This is a genomic window from Sphingomonas psychrotolerans (assembly GCF_002796605.1).
Classification (GTDB): domain Bacteria; phylum Pseudomonadota; class Alphaproteobacteria; order Sphingomonadales; family Sphingomonadaceae; genus Sphingomonas; species Sphingomonas psychrotolerans.
Map to the genome: position 1 here is coordinate 2,415,494 of NZ_CP024923.1, position 16,616 is coordinate 2,432,109.

General features: G+C 65.7%; 17 protein-coding genes. 13 read left to right on the top strand and 4 right to left on the bottom strand.

Translation table 11 applies throughout. The features are described from left to right. Positions 1-110 precede the first annotated feature (110 nt). Together CVN68_RS10950 and CVN68_RS10955 are read left to right on the top strand one after the other, a co-directional pair. Positions 111-1,601 carry an MFS transporter gene (locus tag CVN68_RS10950; RefSeq protein ID WP_100282236.1) on the top strand — a complete coding sequence of 497 codons (1,491 nt, stop codon included), beginning with the start codon at positions 111-113 and terminating at the stop codon, positions 1,599-1,601. Next, on the top strand, positions 1,598-3,226 hold the full coding sequence (locus CVN68_RS10955; protein ID WP_100282237.1) for a glycoside hydrolase family 43 protein: 1,629 nt from the start codon (positions 1,598-1,600) through the stop codon (positions 3,224-3,226). The genes CVN68_RS10950 and CVN68_RS10955 overlap by 4 nt, the downstream gene beginning before the upstream one ends. On the opposite strand, the gene CVN68_RS10960 is transcribed toward CVN68_RS10955, so the two are convergent. Next, on the bottom strand, positions 3,223-3,705 hold the full coding sequence (locus tag CVN68_RS10960) for a PilZ domain-containing protein (RefSeq protein ID WP_100282238.1): 483 nt from the start codon (positions 3,703-3,705) through the stop codon (positions 3,223-3,225). The genes CVN68_RS10955 and CVN68_RS10960 overlap by 4 nt on opposite strands. A 139-nt stretch (positions 3,706-3,844) precedes the next feature. Between CVN68_RS10960 and CVN68_RS10965 the strand changes: the two genes are divergently transcribed. Together CVN68_RS10965 and CVN68_RS10970 are read left to right on the top strand one after the other, a co-directional pair. Then, positions 3,845-4,384, top strand: coding sequence for a hypothetical protein (locus CVN68_RS10965; protein ID WP_158298832.1), 540 nt, complete (start codon positions 3,845-3,847; stop codon positions 4,382-4,384). A 200-nt stretch (positions 4,385-4,584) separates the two neighbouring features. Then, positions 4,585-6,048, top strand: coding sequence for a DEAD/DEAH box helicase (locus CVN68_RS10970; RefSeq protein ID WP_100282240.1), 1,464 nt, complete (start codon positions 4,585-4,587; stop codon positions 6,046-6,048). Between the two features lie 154 nt (positions 6,049-6,202). Here the strand turns inward: CVN68_RS10970 and CVN68_RS10975 are convergent, their stop codons facing one another. Further along, positions 6,203-6,646: a hypothetical protein gene (locus CVN68_RS10975; RefSeq protein ID WP_100282241.1), complete on the bottom strand. Its 444-nt coding sequence runs from the start codon at positions 6,644-6,646 to the stop codon at positions 6,203-6,205. 156 nt (positions 6,647-6,802) lie between these two features. After that, positions 6,803-7,111: a hypothetical protein gene (locus CVN68_RS10980; RefSeq protein WP_100282242.1), complete on the bottom strand. Its 309-nt coding sequence runs from the start codon at positions 7,109-7,111 to the stop codon at positions 6,803-6,805. Between the two features lie 186 nt (positions 7,112-7,297). Between CVN68_RS10980 and CVN68_RS10985 the strand changes: the two genes are divergently transcribed. The 7 genes from CVN68_RS10985 (at position 7,298) to CVN68_RS11015 (ending at position 13,224) form a co-directional block, all read left to right on the top strand. Further along, complete coding sequence (locus CVN68_RS10985; RefSeq protein WP_100282243.1) at positions 7,298-7,852, top strand: F0F1 ATP synthase subunit delta; 555 nt, start codon at positions 7,298-7,300, stop codon at positions 7,850-7,852. Positions 7,853-7,854: 2 nt separating this feature from the next. Beyond that, positions 7,855-9,384, top strand: a complete 1,530-nt coding sequence (atpA, locus tag CVN68_RS10990) for a F0F1 ATP synthase subunit alpha (protein ID WP_100282244.1) — start codon at positions 7,855-7,857, stop codon at positions 9,382-9,384. A 127-nt stretch (positions 9,385-9,511) separates the two neighbouring features. Then, positions 9,512-10,402 carry a F0F1 ATP synthase subunit gamma gene (locus CVN68_RS10995; protein WP_100282245.1) on the top strand — a complete coding sequence of 297 codons (891 nt, stop codon included), beginning with the start codon at positions 9,512-9,514 and terminating at the stop codon, positions 10,400-10,402. Further along, positions 10,402-10,974: a hypothetical protein gene (locus tag CVN68_RS11000; RefSeq protein WP_100282246.1), complete on the top strand. Its 573-nt coding sequence runs from the start codon at positions 10,402-10,404 to the stop codon at positions 10,972-10,974. The genes CVN68_RS10995 and CVN68_RS11000 overlap by 1 nt, the downstream gene beginning before the upstream one ends. Positions 10,975-10,993: 19 nt before the next feature. Next, positions 10,994-12,466 (top strand): F0F1 ATP synthase subunit beta, encoded by a 1,473-nt coding sequence (gene atpD / locus CVN68_RS11005; RefSeq protein ID WP_100282247.1) that lies wholly within the window; start codon positions 10,994-10,996, stop codon positions 12,464-12,466. Position 12,467: 1 nt separating this feature from the next. Further along, positions 12,468-12,965 (top strand): hypothetical protein, encoded by a 498-nt coding sequence (locus tag CVN68_RS11010; RefSeq protein WP_100282248.1) that lies wholly within the window; start codon positions 12,468-12,470, stop codon positions 12,963-12,965. A 4-nt stretch (positions 12,966-12,969) separates the two neighbouring features. After that, positions 12,970-13,224 carry an ATP synthase F1 subunit epsilon gene (locus CVN68_RS11015; RefSeq protein WP_100282249.1) on the top strand — a complete coding sequence of 85 codons (255 nt, stop codon included), beginning with the start codon at positions 12,970-12,972 and terminating at the stop codon, positions 13,222-13,224. On the opposite strand, the gene CVN68_RS11020 is transcribed toward CVN68_RS11015, so the two are convergent. Further along, positions 13,181-13,666, bottom strand: a complete 486-nt coding sequence (locus CVN68_RS11020; protein ID WP_100282250.1) for a DUF6265 family protein — start codon at positions 13,664-13,666, stop codon at positions 13,181-13,183. The genes CVN68_RS11015 and CVN68_RS11020 overlap by 44 nt on opposite strands. A 123-nt stretch (positions 13,667-13,789) precedes the next feature. On the opposite strand from CVN68_RS11020, the gene CVN68_RS11025 reads away from it, so the two are divergent. Together CVN68_RS11025 and CVN68_RS11030 are read left to right on the top strand one after the other, a co-directional pair. Continuing rightward, the gene (locus CVN68_RS11025; protein WP_100282251.1) at positions 13,790-15,355 is read left to right on the top strand and encodes a CpaF family protein; all 1,566 of its coding nucleotides are present in this window, start codon (positions 13,790-13,792) and stop codon (positions 15,353-15,355) included. Positions 15,356-15,399: 44 nt separating this feature from the next. Continuing rightward, a complete protein-coding gene (locus CVN68_RS11030; protein WP_100282252.1) occupies positions 15,400-16,542 on the top strand; it encodes an aspartyl protease family protein in 1,143 nt (380 codons plus the stop codon). Positions 16,543-16,616: the final 74 nt, after the last annotated feature.

A 16,616-nucleotide genomic window follows, 5' to 3' on the forward strand; every position in this document is an offset into this window, starting at 1 on the left:
ACATCCCGCAGCTTGCGATCAAAGCGGATACCCCTTGCCCTTCGCGCCGACAGCCGGCACTGTTACCGCTAACAGCGCTCCGCATGCACGGACGTCGCAGGGAGAGGTGCATGAGCTTCTGGCAACGGACCCGCGCGCTGCGCTGGTGGATCATCGCGATCGTGATGCTCGGCACGATCATCAATTATCTCGTCCGCCAGACCTTGGGCGTGGTCGTCGCGACCGATGCCTTCCAGACCGATGTGCCGATGACCAAGGAGCAATATAGCTGGGTCACCGGGGTGTTCCAGGCGTTCATCATGCTCCAGCCGGTGGTGGGGTATATCCTCGATCGCGTGGGGCTGCGCACCGGCATGGCGGTGTTCGCAACCGGCTGGGGACTGCTCACCTTCGCGCATGGCTGGGTGACCAGCTGGCAATGGCTGGCGGTGCTGCGCGGCGCGCTGGGCTTCGCCGAGGGCACTTCGCACACCGCGGGGCTCAAGGTCGTCTCCGAATGGTTTCCGGCGCGCGAGCGCGGCCTTGCCGGCGGCATCTACAATCTCGGCGCCTCCGCGGGCATCGCCATGGCGGGGCCGATCGTCGCGATTGCGATCGTCTGGTGGAACTGGCGCGCCGCTTTCTACGTCGCCGGGGGCCTCGCTTTGCTCTGGGTGGTGCTCTGGCTGGTTTATTATCGCAGCCCCGAGGACCATCCCGGCATTTCGGCGGAGGAGCGCGCACTGATCGAATCGGGACAGGAAGCGCATGTCCAGGCGAGTGGCGAGGCGAAGCCGCCGGTGCTGTCGCTGCTCGGACGCACCAATTTCTGGGGCATCGCCCTGCCCCGCTTCCTCGCCGATCCGACCTGGGCGACGCTGACCTTCTGGCTGCCGCTCTATCTGAGCGAAGTCCGCGGCTTCGATCTGCGCGAGCTGGCGATCGCGGTGGTCCTCCCCTTCGTCGCAGCCGATATCGGCTGCCTGTTCGGCCCGGCTTTGGTGCTCTGGCTCGAGCGGCGCGGCATCGCGCTGATCGACGCGCGGCGCTGGACCTTCACGCTCGGCGCGCTGCTGATGACGAGCATGATCTTCGTCGGCGGAGTCACCAGCCCCTATATAGCGGTGGCTTTGCTCAGCATCGGCGCCTTCGCGCACCAGACCTTGTCGGTCACCTGCATCACCATGGCGAGCGATCTGTTCCGCAAGAACGAAGTCGGTACCGTTGCGGGCATGGCGGGGACGATGGCCAATCTGGGCGTGCTGATCTTCACCTTGCTGATCGGCGCGCTCGTGGTCCGCATCGGCTATGATCCGTTCTTCATCGCACTCGGCGTGCTCGATCTGATCGCGGCGGCCCTGCTCTGGACCTTGGTCCGCAAGCCCGATCAGGACCAGGGCCGCGAGAGCGGCTGGATCCCGATCCTGCTGGGGACGATCCTCTCGGGCGGGCTGACGCTTTTCTATGCGAGCGGTGTGGCACCCGCGCCGTGCGGCTTCTTCACCAGCTTCAGCGCCTGCGAGGTGCCGATCGCGATGCGCGGCATCTGGGGCTTCGGGCTGGCGCTCGCCCTGCTCGGCATAGTCATCGAAATTCGTGCCCAAAGGAACCGCACCGCATGATCCGCAATCCGATCCTGCCGGGCTTCAACCCCGATCCCTCGATCTGCCGCGTCGGCGACGATTATTACATCGCCACCTCGACCTTCGAATGGTTTCCCGGAGTCCAGATCCACCATTCGCGCGACCTCGCCAACTGGCGGCTGGTCGCCCGGCCGCTCAATCGCGCGTTGCAGCTCGACATGCGCGGCGCTCCCGACAGCTGCGGCGTCTGGGCGCCCGATCTCAGCCATGACGGCGAGCGCTTCTGGCTGATCTACACCGATGTGAAGCGCTATGGCCGCACCACCGTCGGCGGGGCGTCGGGCGCCAGCTTGCGCGACTTCCACAATTACCTGGTCACGTGCGAACAGGTGGACGGCGACTGGTCCGACCCCGTCGCGCTCAATTCGAGCGGCTTCGATCCGGCGCTGTTCCACGACGAGGATGGCCGCAAATATCTGATCAACCAGCTCTGGGACCACCGTCCCGGCCAAAGCCGCTTCGCCGGCATCGTGCTGCAGGAATATTCGCACGCCGGGCAAAGGCTGATCGGCGAACGCGTCAACATCTTCCCCGGGACTCCGCTCGGCCTCACCGAGGCGCCACACCTCTACAAGCGGAACGGCTGGTATCATCTGCTCGTCGCCGAGGGCGGCACCGGCTGGAACCACGCAGTCACCATGGCGCGTTCGCGCAATCTGCACGGCCCTTATGAGCTTCACCCGCACGCCCAAATCCTCAGCAGCCGCACGCGCCCCGATGCGCCGCTCCAGCGCGCGGGCCATGCCGATCTGGTCGAGACGCCCGATGGTCAGACTTTCATGGCCTATCTCTGCGGCCGTCCCCTCCCCAATCGCGGCCGCTGCATCCTTGGCCGCGAGACCGCAATCCAGCCGGTGATCTGGGAGGACGACTGGCTCTACACCGAAGACCGTGTGGGGATGCCGGTGCTGGAGGCCCCCGCTCTGCCCATCCCCGCTTCCCCGCCCCGCGAGACCGAGGCGCGCTACGACTTTGACGGCGCGGAGCTCCCGCGCGATCTGCAATGGCTGCGCACTCCCGAGCCAGACCGCATCTTCAGCCTGGCGGCCCGCCCGGGGCACCTCCGGCTCCACGGCCGCGAGACGATCGGCAGCCTGTTCACCCAGGCGCTGGTCGCGCGGCGCCAGCAGGATTTCTGCTATTCGGCATCGTGCGCGATGGAATTCGCGCCCGAGCATTTCCAGCAGGCCGCCGGGCTGGTCGCTTATTATAACGGCAGCAAATTCCATTATCTCCATGTCAGCCACGACGAGACGATCGGCCGCCATGTCCGGGTGATGTCGGCGCTGCCGGATTCGCCGCAAGCCGATGCCTTCACTGCCCCGATCGCGATCCCCGACGGCCGGATCGAACTGCGCGTCGAAGTGGATTTCGAGCGGCTCCGCTTCGCCTTCCGCTTGGGCGCGGGAGACTGGACCTGGCTCCCCGAACAATTCGACGCCAGCATTCTCTCGGATGAGGCGACTCAGCCCGGCCTGCCCAATTTCACCGGCGCGTTCGTGGGGATGGCCTGCCAGGACATGGCGGGCACCGGCCGGCCCGCCGATTTCGACTGGTTCGCGTATCGCGAGCGGGCATATCGGGCGGACCCGACCCGCGACTAATCGTCGAGGAACTGCCGGATCGCGTCGACCAGCTTCTGTTTGCGCACGTGGCGGGCCGGCGAAGTTTCGGGCCGCGGACGCAGCGCATCGGGGGCCTTGGCCGCAGCCGGCTGGCCTTGCGGCAAGCGCTTGCGGAGTTCGGCCTCTAGATTGGCGAGTATGTCGGCCTGGCCCTGAAAGGCGCGCGCCATCTTGGATTGCGGCAGCGGCACGAGGAACTCGCAACCATGGCGGCTGCCTTCCTGCCACACCACCTGCGCCTCGCGCGATCCCGCGCCCGACAGGCCGATCGCGATCAGCGTGCCCGCGGGAAACGCTTCTTCCGAGACGAACAGGAATCCGGTGCGCGAGAAATTGTCGACCAACACTTCGATCGGCCGCCCGTCGGCGCCGCGCAAAATGCTCTCGCTCGCGACATGAAAGCGGATCGCGCCACGCGGATCGACTTCCCCAAGGACTTCCAGACGCGCGACGAGCACGACGCATTCCCCAAAACTACAGGAGCATCCGGGCTACGCGCCGATTGGTTAAGAATGTCTTTCACAACCAGATGAGCGCGCGGCATACTTGATCTTCCGTGCGTCCCGATCGCTTATGGCATTCGGGGGGTAGCGCATCATGAAAATGGTTAATTGGGCAGCGATCTGCATCGGCGCGGCCGCACTGATTTTGCCGGCGTGGCTGGTGGCGCGCGAGTCTCGCACGCCGCGCCTGCGGCACGCACAAATCCAGGCGCTTGCGGACGCCGGGTGCAGATGTGCGCGCCGGTTAGGCAATGTCCCCGGTGTCGATCATTGCTGGGACGAATTGGAAAAGAAAACCAAACTCCTTGTCGCGCAGGCCGGCGAGACCGCGTGCTATCCCCTCTCCGAACGGCTTTTCTGCCCAGAGGATGGCGGCGAATGCATCACACTGAACTACAATATCGTCGCAGGACCTAAATTCGCTTTCTGCTCCAAGAACGAAGCCATGGCCGCGGAGGCGATATGGTCCCGTATCGCACTGTCCGCTCGAGACTTCTATGGCCCCGAGGGACAGGAGGCCGACCGACGAGCCCATGCGGCGCTGCTCGACTATGCCCGTCAAGTGGCGGCCAACACTCCGATCGAGGCGACGCAATCGCACGGTTGCGTCGGCGGCATGCCGGGCGAAGATTGACTTAGAGCAGTTTTGCTACCATATAGCCGCCCAGCGAGGCATCATGCAGCGTGATCGGACGACAGCCCATGGGCCGTCGCCCCGGCTCTGCCTCGGTTAAACCACGGCTTCCCTAGTCACGCGGGTCGTCAATTTTTTGACCCCGCCTTCGTGCGCCCATTTTCCGTGCGCGCTCGCTGGCCGTATTCGTAAGGTCCCTAATGCAATTCAATCAACTCGGTCTCTCGGAGACCGTTCTCGCTGCGCTTGCCACCAAGGGTTACACCGAGGCGACGCCGATCCAGGCGCAGTCGATCCCGTCGCTGCTCGAAGGCCGCGACCTGCTCGGCATCGCCCAGACTGGCACCGGCAAGACCGCCGCGTTCATGCTTCCCTCGATCGATCGTCTGATCGCCAGCGGCAAGCGCGCCCAGCCGCGCGGCTGCCGCATGCTCGTCCTCGCGCCGACGCGTGAGCTCGCCAGCCAGATCGCCGAAAGCGCCCGCGAATATTCGAAGGGCTCGAAGCTTTCGGTCTGCACGATCTTCGGCGGCACTTCGATCCACAAGAACAAGACCGATTTGGCGCGCGGCATGGACATCGTCGTCGCCACGCCGGGCCGTCTCGTCGACTTGCTCGATCAGCATTACGCCATCCTGCTCGGCATCGAGATCCTCGTGCTCGACGAAGCCGACCAGATGATGGATCTGGGCTTCATCCACGCGCTGAAGCGCATCGTCCGTGAGCTTCCCGCGAAGCGTCAGACTTTGTTCTTCTCGGCGACGATGCCCAAGACGATCCGCGAGCTTGCCGGCCAGTTCATCAAGAACCCGGTCGAAGTGAAGGTCACCCCGGAGGCGACCACCGCCGAGCGCGTCGAGCAGCACGTGACGTTCGTGGCGCAGGCCGAGAAGCAGGCGCTGCTGACCATCGCACTGCGCGATCCGAGCGTCGATCGCGCGTTGATCTTCACCCGCACCAAGCACGGCGCCGACCGGGTCGTCCGCCTGCTCGCGGGGAACGGCGTCGCCGCCAATGCAATCCACGGCAACAAGAGCCAGCCGCAGCGCGAGCGCGCGCTGGGTGAGTTCCGCAGCGGCAAAGTCAAGATCCTGATCGCGACCGACATCGCGGCGCGCGGCATCGACGTCTCGGGCGTCAGCCACGTGTTCAACTATGAGCTGCCCAATGTGCCCGATCAGTATGTCCACCGCATCGGCCGCACCGCGCGCGCCGGGGCGACCGGGCTCGCGATCAGCTATTGCGCGGATGACGAGCGTCCCTACCTCAAGGACATCGAGAAGCTGACCCGCCAGAAGCTGGCGATCCAGCCGCTGCCGGCCGACTTCATCAACGAATCGAACAAGATCAAGTCGACGCGCTCGCCGATGCCGGTAGGCCGCGACGAGACCAACGGCCGCAACGGCCGCGCGATGCAGCATGGCGGTCGCTCCGGCGGCGGCCAGCGTCCCGGCCAAGGCCAGGGCCAGCGCCGCGAGGGCCAGCCCTCCGGTGATCGCCGTCCGGCACAAGGTGGCGAGCGTTCGGGCGAACAGCGCCGCAACGATGCACCGCGTGGCGATCGGCCCGCCGGTGACGCTCCCCGCAATTATGCGCGTCCCCAAGGCAAGTTCCACGCCCGCCCGGCACGTCCGGCCAATGCCGGCGGTGGCCGCGGGCGTTAAGCTTCGCTAAAGCAGACAAGAGAAGGGGCGGCGGTGCTATCAGGCACCGCCGCCCCTTTTGTTTGCGCGTCACCCCGGCGAAAGCCGGGGTCTCAGGCCGCAAGCGCAGGGGCATGGCACGAGATCCCGGCTTTCGCCGGGATGACGAATGAGGTCACCCCCGCCGCCGCTTCGCCCGCTCCTGCGCATCAGCGCGCCCCGCGATCAGCCGCGTCGCGCGCTCGAAGCCCTCGCGGCCTTCGTTCGCGCCGGCCTGCGCCGCATCCTGGTATAGCCCCAGCGCCTTTTCATATTCCCCGCGCTGCTCGGCACAGAGCCCGAGGTTGAACAGCAGCGACGGATAGCCCGCCGCCTCCGCCCGCATCGCGTCCCAGCCCGCACACGCGCCGCGCGCGTCGCGCTTGGTCAGCTTGACCAGCTCCTTGAAGCGGTTGGCGACCTCCTTCGAAAGCCCCTTGGTGCCCTCGCGCACCCGGATCTTGTAGGTATCGACATGCGGGACGAGGTCGCCGCGCAGCGACCCGGCGATGTCGCGGATCGCCCCTTCGATCACATCCTCCGTCGTGCGTGCCGGATTACCGCCGCGGCACCATTCCACTTCCTCGCGAAACGGCTTGGGCTGCGAATAGAGGATGCGGCCGTCGGTGTTGCGGACGATGCGGATGTCAGCCTTGATGTCGATGATCCGGCGCTTGCAGCCGATCTCGACCTGCTCCTCCTTCAGGCATTTGCCCTTATCGTCTTTCGAGACGCACTACTTCTCCTTCTTGCGGAAATTGCTCTCGTCGACTCCGGACGAGATGCTGCCTGAGATCGAACCCTCGGCGGTGTCGCGCCCGGTACGCCCGCCGAGCAATTCGAACTGGCTCCCGCCCAGCGCGCGCTCGATCGCAATCTGCAGCGCCGCGCCGTCGCTCCCGCCGAAGCGATCGACCGATACCGATTCGAGAAAGCTCGCCTCGCGATTGTTCGCGGGGAACTCGCCGGTGATCTCCAGCACCTCGGCCTGTGCGACGCCGGCCCATGCCAGCGCCAAGGCCACGAGCGACGCCTTTCGCTTCATCTCAACCCCCCGGTTCGATGTTTACGCAGCATAGAGCATCACCTTCACGGCCGCTTGTCCAGAGGAGTCGGGTTGCATCCCCGTGACACCGATGCTAACCGCGCCGCGACCCATCGGGGCGCCCATCCGGCGTGCCCCTTTTTTGCATGGGGCCAATTCCGAACCCTCCAAGAGGAACCGACACGCGTGGAGAATTCCGGCGGTATTCAGGCAAGTCTAAGCGGACGCTATGCAACCGCCCTGTTCGAGCTTGCGCGTGATTCGAAATCCCTGGTCCAGGTCGAGGCGAGCCTCGCCACGGTGCGCCAGGCGCTCGACGAATCGGCAGATTTCAAAGCGCTGACCACCAGCCCGCTGATCGCGCGCGGCGCTGCCGCGAATGCGATCGCAGCGACCGCGGGCGTGCTCGGGCTCGACCCGACCACCACCAATTTCCTCGGCGTGCTCGCGCACAACCGCCGGCTCAACCAACTGCCCGCGATCATCCGCGCGTTCCGTCAGCTCGCGGCCGCACATCGCGGCGAGACGACCGCCGAAGTGGTCTCCGCGCATCCGCTCGACGATGACCAGGTAGCCGCGCTGAAGCAGCAGCTGCGCACCCGGCTCGGCCGTGACGTCAATGTCGACCTCTCGGTCGATTCCTCGCTCCTTGGCGGGCTGGTCGTGAAGATCGGCAGCCAGATGATCGATTCGTCGATCAAGACCCGACTGAACTCCCTCGCGCAGGCGATGAAAGGCTGAACATGGATATCCGCGCCGCAGAAATCTCGAAGGTCATCAAGGACCAGATCGCCAGCTTCGGCACCGATGCGCAGGTCTCCGAGACCGGCCAGGTGCTCAGCGTCGGTGACGGCATCGCGCGCATCCACGGGTTGGACAATGTCCAGGCCGGCGAGATGGTCGAGTTCGCCAACGGCATCCAGGGCATGGCGCTCAACCTCGAGGCCGACAATGTCGGCGTCGTGATCTTCGGCTCGGACGCCGAGATCAAGGAAGGCGACATCGTCAAGCGCACCGGCACCATCGTCGACGTGCCGATCGGCAAGGGCCTGCTCGGCCGCGTCGTGGACGGCCTCGGCAATCCGATCGACGGCAAGGGCCCGATCGTCACCGATCAGCGTTCGCGAGTGGAAGTGAAGGCGCCGGGCATCATCCCGCGCCAGTCGGTGTCCGAGCCGATGCAGACCGGGCTCAAGGCGATCGACGCACTCGTTCCCGTCGGCCGCGGCCAGCGCGAGCTGATCATCGGCGATCGCCAGACCGGCAAGTCGGCCGTGGCGATCGACGCCTTCATCAACCAGAAGGGCGTCAACGCCGGCGACGACGAGAGCAAGAAGCTCTATTGCGTCTATGTCGCAGTCGGCCAGAAGCGCTCGACCGTCGCGCAGCTGGTCAAGACGCTGACCGAGAACGGCGCGATGGAATATTCGATCGTCGTCGCCGCGACCGCTTCGGAGCCCGCCCCGCTGCAGTTCCTCGCGCCCTATACCGGCACTGCAATGGGCGAGTATTTCCGCGACAACGGCATGCACGCGCTGATCGTGTTCGACGATCTTTCGAAGCAGGCAGTCGCTTATCGCCAGATGTCGTTGCTCCTCCGCCGCCCGCCGGGCCGCGAAGCCTATCCCGGCGACGTCTTCTATCTCCACAGCCGCCTGCTCGAGCGTGCCGCCAAGATGTCCGACGCCAATGGCGGCGGCTCGCTCACCGCGTTGCCGATCATCGAAACGCAGGCCGGCGACGTTTCGGCGTATATCCCGACCAACGTGATCTCGATCACCGACGGCCAGATCTTCCTCGAGACCGACCTGTTCTTCGCGGGCATCCGCCCGGCGATCAACGTGGGTCTGTCGGTGAGCCGCGTCGGCTCGGCCGCGCAGACCAAGGCGATGAAGAAGGTCGCCGGCTCGATCAAGCTCGAGCTCGCCCAGTATCGCGAGATGGCGGCGTTCGCGCAGTTCGGCTCGGACCTCGACGCCTCGACCCAGCGCCTGCTCAACCGCGGCGCGCGGCTGACCGAGCTGCTCAAGCAGCCGCAGTTCAGTCCCCTGCCGTTCGAGGAGCAGACCGTGTCGATCTTCGCGGGCACGCAGGGCTTCCTCGATTCGGTCGCGACGCAGGACGTGGTGCGCTACGAGGCGGCGATGCTCGCCGAAATGCGCTCGAAGCACGCCGGAATCCTGACCGCGATCCGCGACTCGAAGGATCTCAAGGACGACGTCCGCGACCAGCTCAAGGCCGCGCTGACCGAGTTCGGCAAGACGTTCGCTTAAGCTAGTTTCCCTCTCCCCTTCAGGGGAGAGGGTCAGGGAGAGGGGCAAGTGCGATGCGCTTGCGGATAGGCCCCTCTCCCCGGCCCTCTCCCCGCGAGCGGGGAGAGGGAGAAGAAGGAACCAGATTTTGGCCTCTCTCAAGGCACTCAAGGTCCGGATCAACTCGGTCAAATCGACCCAGAAGATCACCAAGGCGATGAAGATGGTCGCCGCTGCCAAGCTGCGCCGCGCGCAGGAGGCGGCGGAGGCCGGGCGTCCTTATGCCCAGCGCCTCGAGAGCGTGGTCGCGAGCCTCGCCTCCAAGGTGACGGTGAGCGAATCCAGCCCCAAGCTCCTCGCCGGCACCGGCAAGGATCAGGTCCACCTGTTCGTCGTTGCGACTTCGGACAAGGGCCTCGCCGGCGCGTTCAACACCAACATTGCCCGTCTCGCCCGCCGCCGCGCGCAGGAGATGATCGCCGAGGGCAAGACGGTGAAGTTCTACACCATCGGCCGCAAGGGCCGCGCGGTGCTCAACCGGCTGTTTCCCAAGAGCTTCGTCCACTCGATCGAGCCCGGGGATCTCGGCAAGCTCGGCTTCGCCGATGCCCGCGGCTATGCCGACGATCTGGTCGCACGCTACGAAGCCGGCGAGTTCGACGTCGCGCATCTGTTCTACGCGCACTTCAAGTCGGTGCTGACGCAAGAGCCTACCGAGCAGCAGATCATACCGGTCGCGCCGAGCTCGGTCCCCGAAGGCACGGTGCCCAGCACTGCGGCCCCGGCGGCAGTGATCTACGAGCCGGACGAGGAGGCGATCCTAGCCGACCTGCTGCCGCGCAACGTCGCGATCCAGCTCTTCCGGGCGATGCGCGAGAACGCCGCGTCCGAGCAGGGCAGCAAGATGACCGCGATGGACAATGCCACGCGCAACGCCGGCGACCTGATCAAGCGGCTGTCTATCCAGTATAATCGCGCCCGTCAGGCCGCGATCACCACCGAGCTGGTCGAGATCATCTCGGGCGCCGAAGCGCTCTGATGCTTCGCCGCGCCGCCCTTCTGCTCGCTCCGCTGGCACTCGCCGGCTGCGGCGGCGCGCCTTCGCAGGATGGCGCGGCGCTGCAGAAGCACGAGCAGGCGCGCGCGGCGGATCTGGCCAAGGTCACCGGCTGGGCACGGGCCTTCCAGCCCGACGTGGCAGTGGCGGGTGCCAACCAATTCGGCTTCCACGCCCCGGCTTATGCGGCAGCCAAGCAAGGCTTCATCAGCGTCGGCACGCCGGTGATGGTCACCGACACTGCCGCAAAGAAACCCAACAGTGTCGGCTTCGCGGCAATGGGCAAGACCGCCGAGCGCATCGACACGCTCGCTTTCGACCTCATGCTGACCGACGCCCCGAGTGCCGGGCTCGCCCACAAGCGCTTCGCCGACATCGTCCGCGATTTCCTGTTCCAGTCGAAGATCGACTCCAAGCCGATCCACGACAAGATCGCCAAAGGCGAGGCCGGCAAGGGCCAGCTCGACGGCATCGACTATGCAATCGAGAAGGCGGCAGACCGCCTCACCGTGACTTTCCACCGCACCGGGGCTAGTGCCCCCGCCAACCGCTAAAAGCCGCAAGGAAGAGACGATGGCAACCGCCGCTGAAATCACCCGTCCGGGTACCACCAACAATGTCGGCCGCATCAGCCAGGTGATCGGCGCGGTCGTCGACGTGTCGTTCGACGGCGGCGTGCTGCCGGCGATCCTCTCGGCGCTCGAGACCGACAATAACGGCAACCGCCTCGTCCTCGAGGTCGCCCAGCATCTCGGCGAGAACACGGTTCGCACAATCGCAATGGACGCGACCGAGGGCCTCACCCGCGGCCAGAAGGTCACCGACACCGGTTCGCAGATCCGCGTCCCCGTCGGCCCGAAGACGCTCGGCCGCATCCTCAACGTCATCGGCGAGCCGATCGACGAGCGCGGCCCGGTCGACGCCGATCTGACCATGCCGATCCACGCGCCTGCGCCTTTGTTCGTCGACCAGTCGACCGAAAGCTCGATCCTCGTCACCGGCATCAAGGTGATCGACTTGCTCGCGCCCTACGCCAAGGGCGGCAAGATCGGCCTGTTCGGCGGCGCCGGCGTCGGCAAGACCGTGCTCATCCAGGAACTGATCAACAACATCGCCAAGGGCCATGGCGGCACTTCGGTGTTCGCCGGCGTCGGCGAGCGTACCCGTGAGGGCAACGATCTCTATCACGAGTTCCTCGACGCGGGCGTCATCGCCAAGGATGCCGACGGCAATGCCCAGTCGGAGGGCTCGAAGGTCGCGCTCGTATACGGCCAGATGAACGAGCCGCCGGGCGCCCGGGCGCGTGTGGCGCTCTCGGGCCTGACCATCGCCGAATATTTCCGCGACGTCGAAGGCCAGGACGTTCTGTTCTTCGTCGACAACATCTTCCGCTTCACCCAGGCGGGCGCCGAAGTGTCGGCACTACTCGGCCGCATTCCGTCGGCAGTGGGCTATCAGCCGACGCTGTCGACCGACATGGGGGCGCTGCAGGAGCGCATCACCTCGACCAACAAGGGTTCGATCACTTCGGTGCAGGCCGTGTACGTCCCCGCCGACGATCTCACCGATCCGGCGCCGGCCACCTCGTTCGCCCATCTCGACGCGACGACCGTGCTCAACCGCGCGATCTCGGAGCTGGGCATCTATCCGGCAGTGGATCCGCTCGATTCGACCAGCCGCGTTCTGGAACCCCGCATCGTCGGCCAGGAGCATTACGAGACGGCGCGCGCCGTCCAGTCGATCCTGCAGAAGTACAAGTCGCTGCAGGACATCATCGCGATCCTCGGCATGGACGAGCTTTCCGAAGAGGATAAGCTGACCGTCAGCCGCGCCCGCAAGATCCAGCGCTTCCTCAGCCAGCCGTTCCACGTCGCCGAAGTGTTCACCGGCATCCCCGGCGCGTTCGTGCAGATCGAGGACACCATCAAGTCGTTCAAGGCGGTGGTGAATGGCGAATATGATCACCTGCCCGAGAGCGCCTTCTACATGGTCGGTGGCATCGACCAGGCGGTCGAAAAGGCCAAGAAGCTCGCCGACGAGGCGTAATATGAAGGCGATGGCCCAAGCGACCTTGCTCGCGCTCTGCGCGATCTTGGCCCCTTGGGCCGCCGCGCAGAATGATCCACCGGTGGTGCACGATTTTGCCGGTGCCGTTTCAGTCGTCTGCCCGTCCGCCCTCAATAGCGAGGGAGCCTGGATGCGGGATCCGGTGCATCTGAGCGCGACCGGCTTCACGTTGAAGAGCGATACCGATCACATCCTGATGGCGGAGTCGAAGGGCATTCGCGTCGTTTTTCGAGTGCAGGAACAAATCTGCATCATTTCGGACGCCTATGACAGCGAACAGTTTCAGCGGGACTGGAAATGGCTGGCGCACAGCCTTCATCCGAACGTTGATGTGGGCAAGATGTTGGCGCAGATGGCATGGCGTCCGCGTCCGGTCCTTACTCCATTTCGGGGACATAAATACCTGACTTATGTGGGCGTTACAAAATCCGGCGGCCGCCCACTTCCTCAGCTTTACATCACGCCTTTTAAGGATTGATCGCATGTCCCTCCACTTCGAACTCGTCACGCCTGAACGTCTCGTCCGCTCCGAGGACGTGCACATGGTCGTCGTCCCCGGCACCGAGGGCGATTTCGGCGTGCTCGAAGGGCATGCCCCGTTGATGTCGACGATCCGCGACGGCAATCTCGAAATCTACAAGTCCGGCGCCACCACGCCCGAGACGATCCGCATCGAAGGCGGCTTCGCCGAAGTCAACGAGCGCGGCCTGACCGTGCTCGCCGAAAAGGCCGAATAGGCTTCGCACGCGCCGCGCGGTGGTAGGTCCACCGCTGCGGCTTGCCACCGTCGGCCAGCGAAATCTCCGCGATCAGCAACGCGCCTTCGCGCCAATAGCGGATGCGTTGTGGATAATCGTGCGCGGCGTTGACGAACTCGAGCGCCAGCGGCGCATAATCGCGCGCCGTCGAAAAGAAGTCGGTAGGTTTCTGGCCCTCTGGCTCGGCGTGGAATACCAGCCGCCCGGCATCGTTCACGATCGTCATCACTTCGCGCGTGGTGCCGCGGCGCCCATGCGTCACGCTGACGCCATGCGCCTCCCGCATGCGATCGTAACCGGTCCAGGTCTCGCAGGTCTGCTCGCCATCGCCGGGATCGGTGCACCACGTCCCGATCAGCCAGCCGAGCGGCGTAGTGCTCTGCTCCGCAGCAGCCGCCAACAGCAGAAACCCTGTCAACATGCCCGTTCTCCCCGCCCAGAATGACACGGCACCGGGCACCCGGCAATCGATCCGGGATTTGGTTAGGCAATTCTAAAGGCTTGCCGGCTAAGCCTGCTCAATCGCGGGATTACAGGTTAACCGATGAGCGCTTTCGGACGACGCAACGGACTGGGTGGCGGGGCAACAGGCGGGCGCCCTGCTTTCGGTGTCGCGCGGCCGATGCAGGGCCCGGGACCGGCGCCGCGCCCCTCCGATCCGATGCCGATGGGCGGCGAGCAATTTCCGCCGCTGAACAGCGTACCCCTTCCCGGTGCGTCGGCAGCGCCCGATCCGATGGAGCAGCGCGATCCGGCTGCCGGCAATCCGGCCAACAGCGAAGCGATGCAGCGCCTTGCCGATCGCCAGGCGACGTCGGGCGACGCCGGCAATTCGCGCGTCGAAGGCTTCGAGGCCTCGATCCACCGGATCAAGGAACAGGTGCTCCCGCGCCTGCTCGAGCGAGTCGATCCCGAAGCCGCGGCGACGCTCACCAAGGACGAGCTTGCCGAGGAATTCCGCCCGATCATTGGCGAAGTGCTCGCCGAACTGAAGCTCACGCTCAACCGCCGCGAGCAATTCGCGCTCGAAAAAGTGCTCGTCGATGAGCTGCTCGGCCTCGGGCCGCTCGAGGAACTGCTGTCCGATCCGGCGATCTCGGACATCATGGTCAATGGCCCCGAGCAGACCTATATCGAGCGCAAGGGCAAGCTCGAGCTCGCCAACATCCAGTTCCGCGACGAAGAGCATCTGTTTCAGATCGCCCAGCGGATCTGCAACTCGGTCGGCCGCCGGGTCGACCAGACCACCCCGCTCGCCGACGCCCGCCTCAAGGACGGCAGCCGCGTCAACGTGATCGTTCCGCCGCTGAGCTTGCGCGGCACGGCGATCTCGATTCGTAAATTCTCGGCCAAGCCGATCACGCTCGACATGATGGCCAATGGCGGCTCGATGAGCCAGAAGATGGCCACCGCGCTCAAGATCGCCGGCGCCAGCCGCTTCAACATCGTCATCTCGGGCGGCACCGGCTCGGGCAAGACGACGATGCTCAACGCTTTGTCGAAGATGATCGACCCCGGCGAGCGCGTGCTGACGATCGAGGACGCCGCCGAGCTTCGTCTGCAGCAGCCGCACTGGCTCCCGCTCGAAACGCGCCCGCCCAACCTCGAGGGCCAGGGCGAGATCACTATCCGCGATCTCGTCAAGAACGCGCTGCGTATGCGTCCGGACCGCATCATTCTCGGCGAAATTCGTGGATCCGAGTGCTTCGACATGCTCTCGGCGATGAACACCGGCCATGACGGCTCGATGTGCACGCTTCACTCCAACTCCCCGCGCGAGGCACTCGCGCGTATGGAAAACATGGTGATGATGTCGGACATCAAGGTGCCCAAGGAAGCGATCTCGCGCCAGATCGCCGACTCCGTCGACCTCATCATCCAGGTCAAGCGCCTGCGCGACGGCTCGCGCCGGGTGACCAACGTCACCGAAGTGATCGGTATGGAAGGCCCCGTCATCGTGACGCAGGAGCTGTTCAAGTTCGAATATCTCGACGAATCGGCCGACGGCAAGATCATCGGCGAGTACCGCTCGATGGGCCTGCGCCCCTATACGCTCGACAAGGCGAGGCAATATGGCTTCGACCAGGCGATGCTCGAGGCGTGTTTGTGACCCTGCGCTAGCGACACCGGGCATTTCGGCGGTAAGGCTGGGCCGTGCTCGCCCTTCTCCTCCCCGTCGTCGCGCTCGCCCAGCTTCAGCCGGCGACGACGCTCGCCCCCGACACCGAGGCGCGCTGGATCGATTTCGAACTCACTGCCTACAACCAGATCCGCTTCGCAGTCGAGCTCAACGGCCATGCGAGCTGGGCGATCCTCGACACCGGCCTCAGCGACACGATCGTCGCCAGCCGATTCGCGCGCACCGCCGGCCTCACCCCGACGCGGCGCCAACAGGCGCTTGCGATCGGCGGCGGAGTCGAGGTCGGCTGGGCCGAGACGGCATCGGTCCGCTTCGGCGGCCTGACCCGGACGCACGGACGCGTCGGGATCGCCGATCCGGCAGGCGAAATCCGGTTCGGCGCGGACATATTGGTGGGCGCCGACATCCTCAGCTGCTGCGCGCTCGACATCGACTATGACGCGCGCCGCTTCCGCATACTTTCCAGCGGCCGGATGCCGTTCACCGGCAGCACCGCGCCGCTGCGACGCCGGAGCCCCAACGGCGTCTACCAGTCCGAAGTCACCGTCGCGGGCAAGCGGCTCAAGCCGATCATCGTCGACACCGGCGACGGCGGTGCATTGACGCTGGGCCGGACCGCATGGACATCGACGGGCTATCGCAGTGCACGGATCACTACCACTCTCGGCTGGGGCATGGGCGGCGCGGTTGTCACCGACACACTGGTGATTCCGTCCCTCTCGCTCGCCGGCATGCCCGAGCGCGAGGCCGAAGTGCGGATCGAGGGCGAAGGCGGGTTCTCCGCTTCGGTGGGCGCGGCGGGGCGACTCGGCACCGGAATGCTGCAGCGCTATCGCGTGCTGCTCGATCCGCGCGCGGGCCGGATGATCCTTCAGCCGGGCAAGGCCGTGGCCGCCCCGTTCCCGCGCTCGACCAGCGGCCTGCTGATCGAGCTCGCCGGGACCGCGCTTCGCGTCGTCCATGTCATGCGCTATTCTCCAGCTGCGGCAGGCGGCTGGAAGGCAGGCGAGCAGATCTGCTCGGCCGACGGGGTCCCGGTGCCCGAAGACGTCAAGGACGGCGCGGTCGAGTGGACAGTCGGTGCGCCGGGACGCGTCGTCCGGCTGCGGCTATGCGACGGCACCGAACGCAGCCTCACCCTCGCCGATTTCTACTAGGTCACCGGCGCATGAGCGAAGGGCGAGATCGTGGTTAGCGGCCATGATTCCTTCTCCCCCTATGGGAGAAGGAA

Bases quoted from the DNA above. Each gene is read 5' to 3' on its own strand.
- CVN68_RS10950 (WP_100282236.1), top strand. From the start codon at position 111: ATGAGCTTCTGGCAACGGACCCGCGCGCTGCGCTGGTGGATCATCGCG.
- CVN68_RS10955 (WP_100282237.1), top strand. From the start codon at position 1,598: ATGATCCGCAATCCGATCCTGCCGGGCTTCAACCCCGATCCCTCGATC.
- CVN68_RS10965 (WP_158298832.1), top strand. From the start codon at position 3,845: ATGAAAATGGTTAATTGGGCAGCGATCTGCATCGGCGCGGCCGCACTG.
- CVN68_RS10970 (WP_100282240.1), top strand. From the start codon at position 4,585: ATGCAATTCAATCAACTCGGTCTCTCGGAGACCGTTCTCGCTGCGCTT.
- CVN68_RS10980 (WP_100282242.1), bottom strand. From the start codon at position 7,111: ATGAAGCGAAAGGCGTCGCTCGTGGCCTTGGCGCTGGCATGGGCCGGC.
- atpA (WP_100282244.1), top strand. From the start codon at position 7,855: ATGGATATCCGCGCCGCAGAAATCTCGAAGGTCATCAAGGACCAGATC.
- CVN68_RS11000 (WP_100282246.1), top strand. From the start codon at position 10,402: ATGCTTCGCCGCGCCGCCCTTCTGCTCGCTCCGCTGGCACTCGCCGGC.
- atpD (WP_100282247.1), top strand. From the start codon at position 10,994: ATGGCAACCGCCGCTGAAATCACCCGTCCGGGTACCACCAACAATGTC.
- CVN68_RS11010 (WP_100282248.1), top strand. From the start codon at position 12,468: ATGAAGGCGATGGCCCAAGCGACCTTGCTCGCGCTCTGCGCGATCTTG.
- CVN68_RS11015 (WP_100282249.1), top strand. From the start codon at position 12,970: ATGTCCCTCCACTTCGAACTCGTCACGCCTGAACGTCTCGTCCGCTCC.
- CVN68_RS11020 (WP_100282250.1), bottom strand. From the start codon at position 13,666: ATGTTGACAGGGTTTCTGCTGTTGGCGGCTGCTGCGGAGCAGAGCACT.
- CVN68_RS11025 (WP_100282251.1), top strand. From the start codon at position 13,790: ATGAGCGCTTTCGGACGACGCAACGGACTGGGTGGCGGGGCAACAGGC.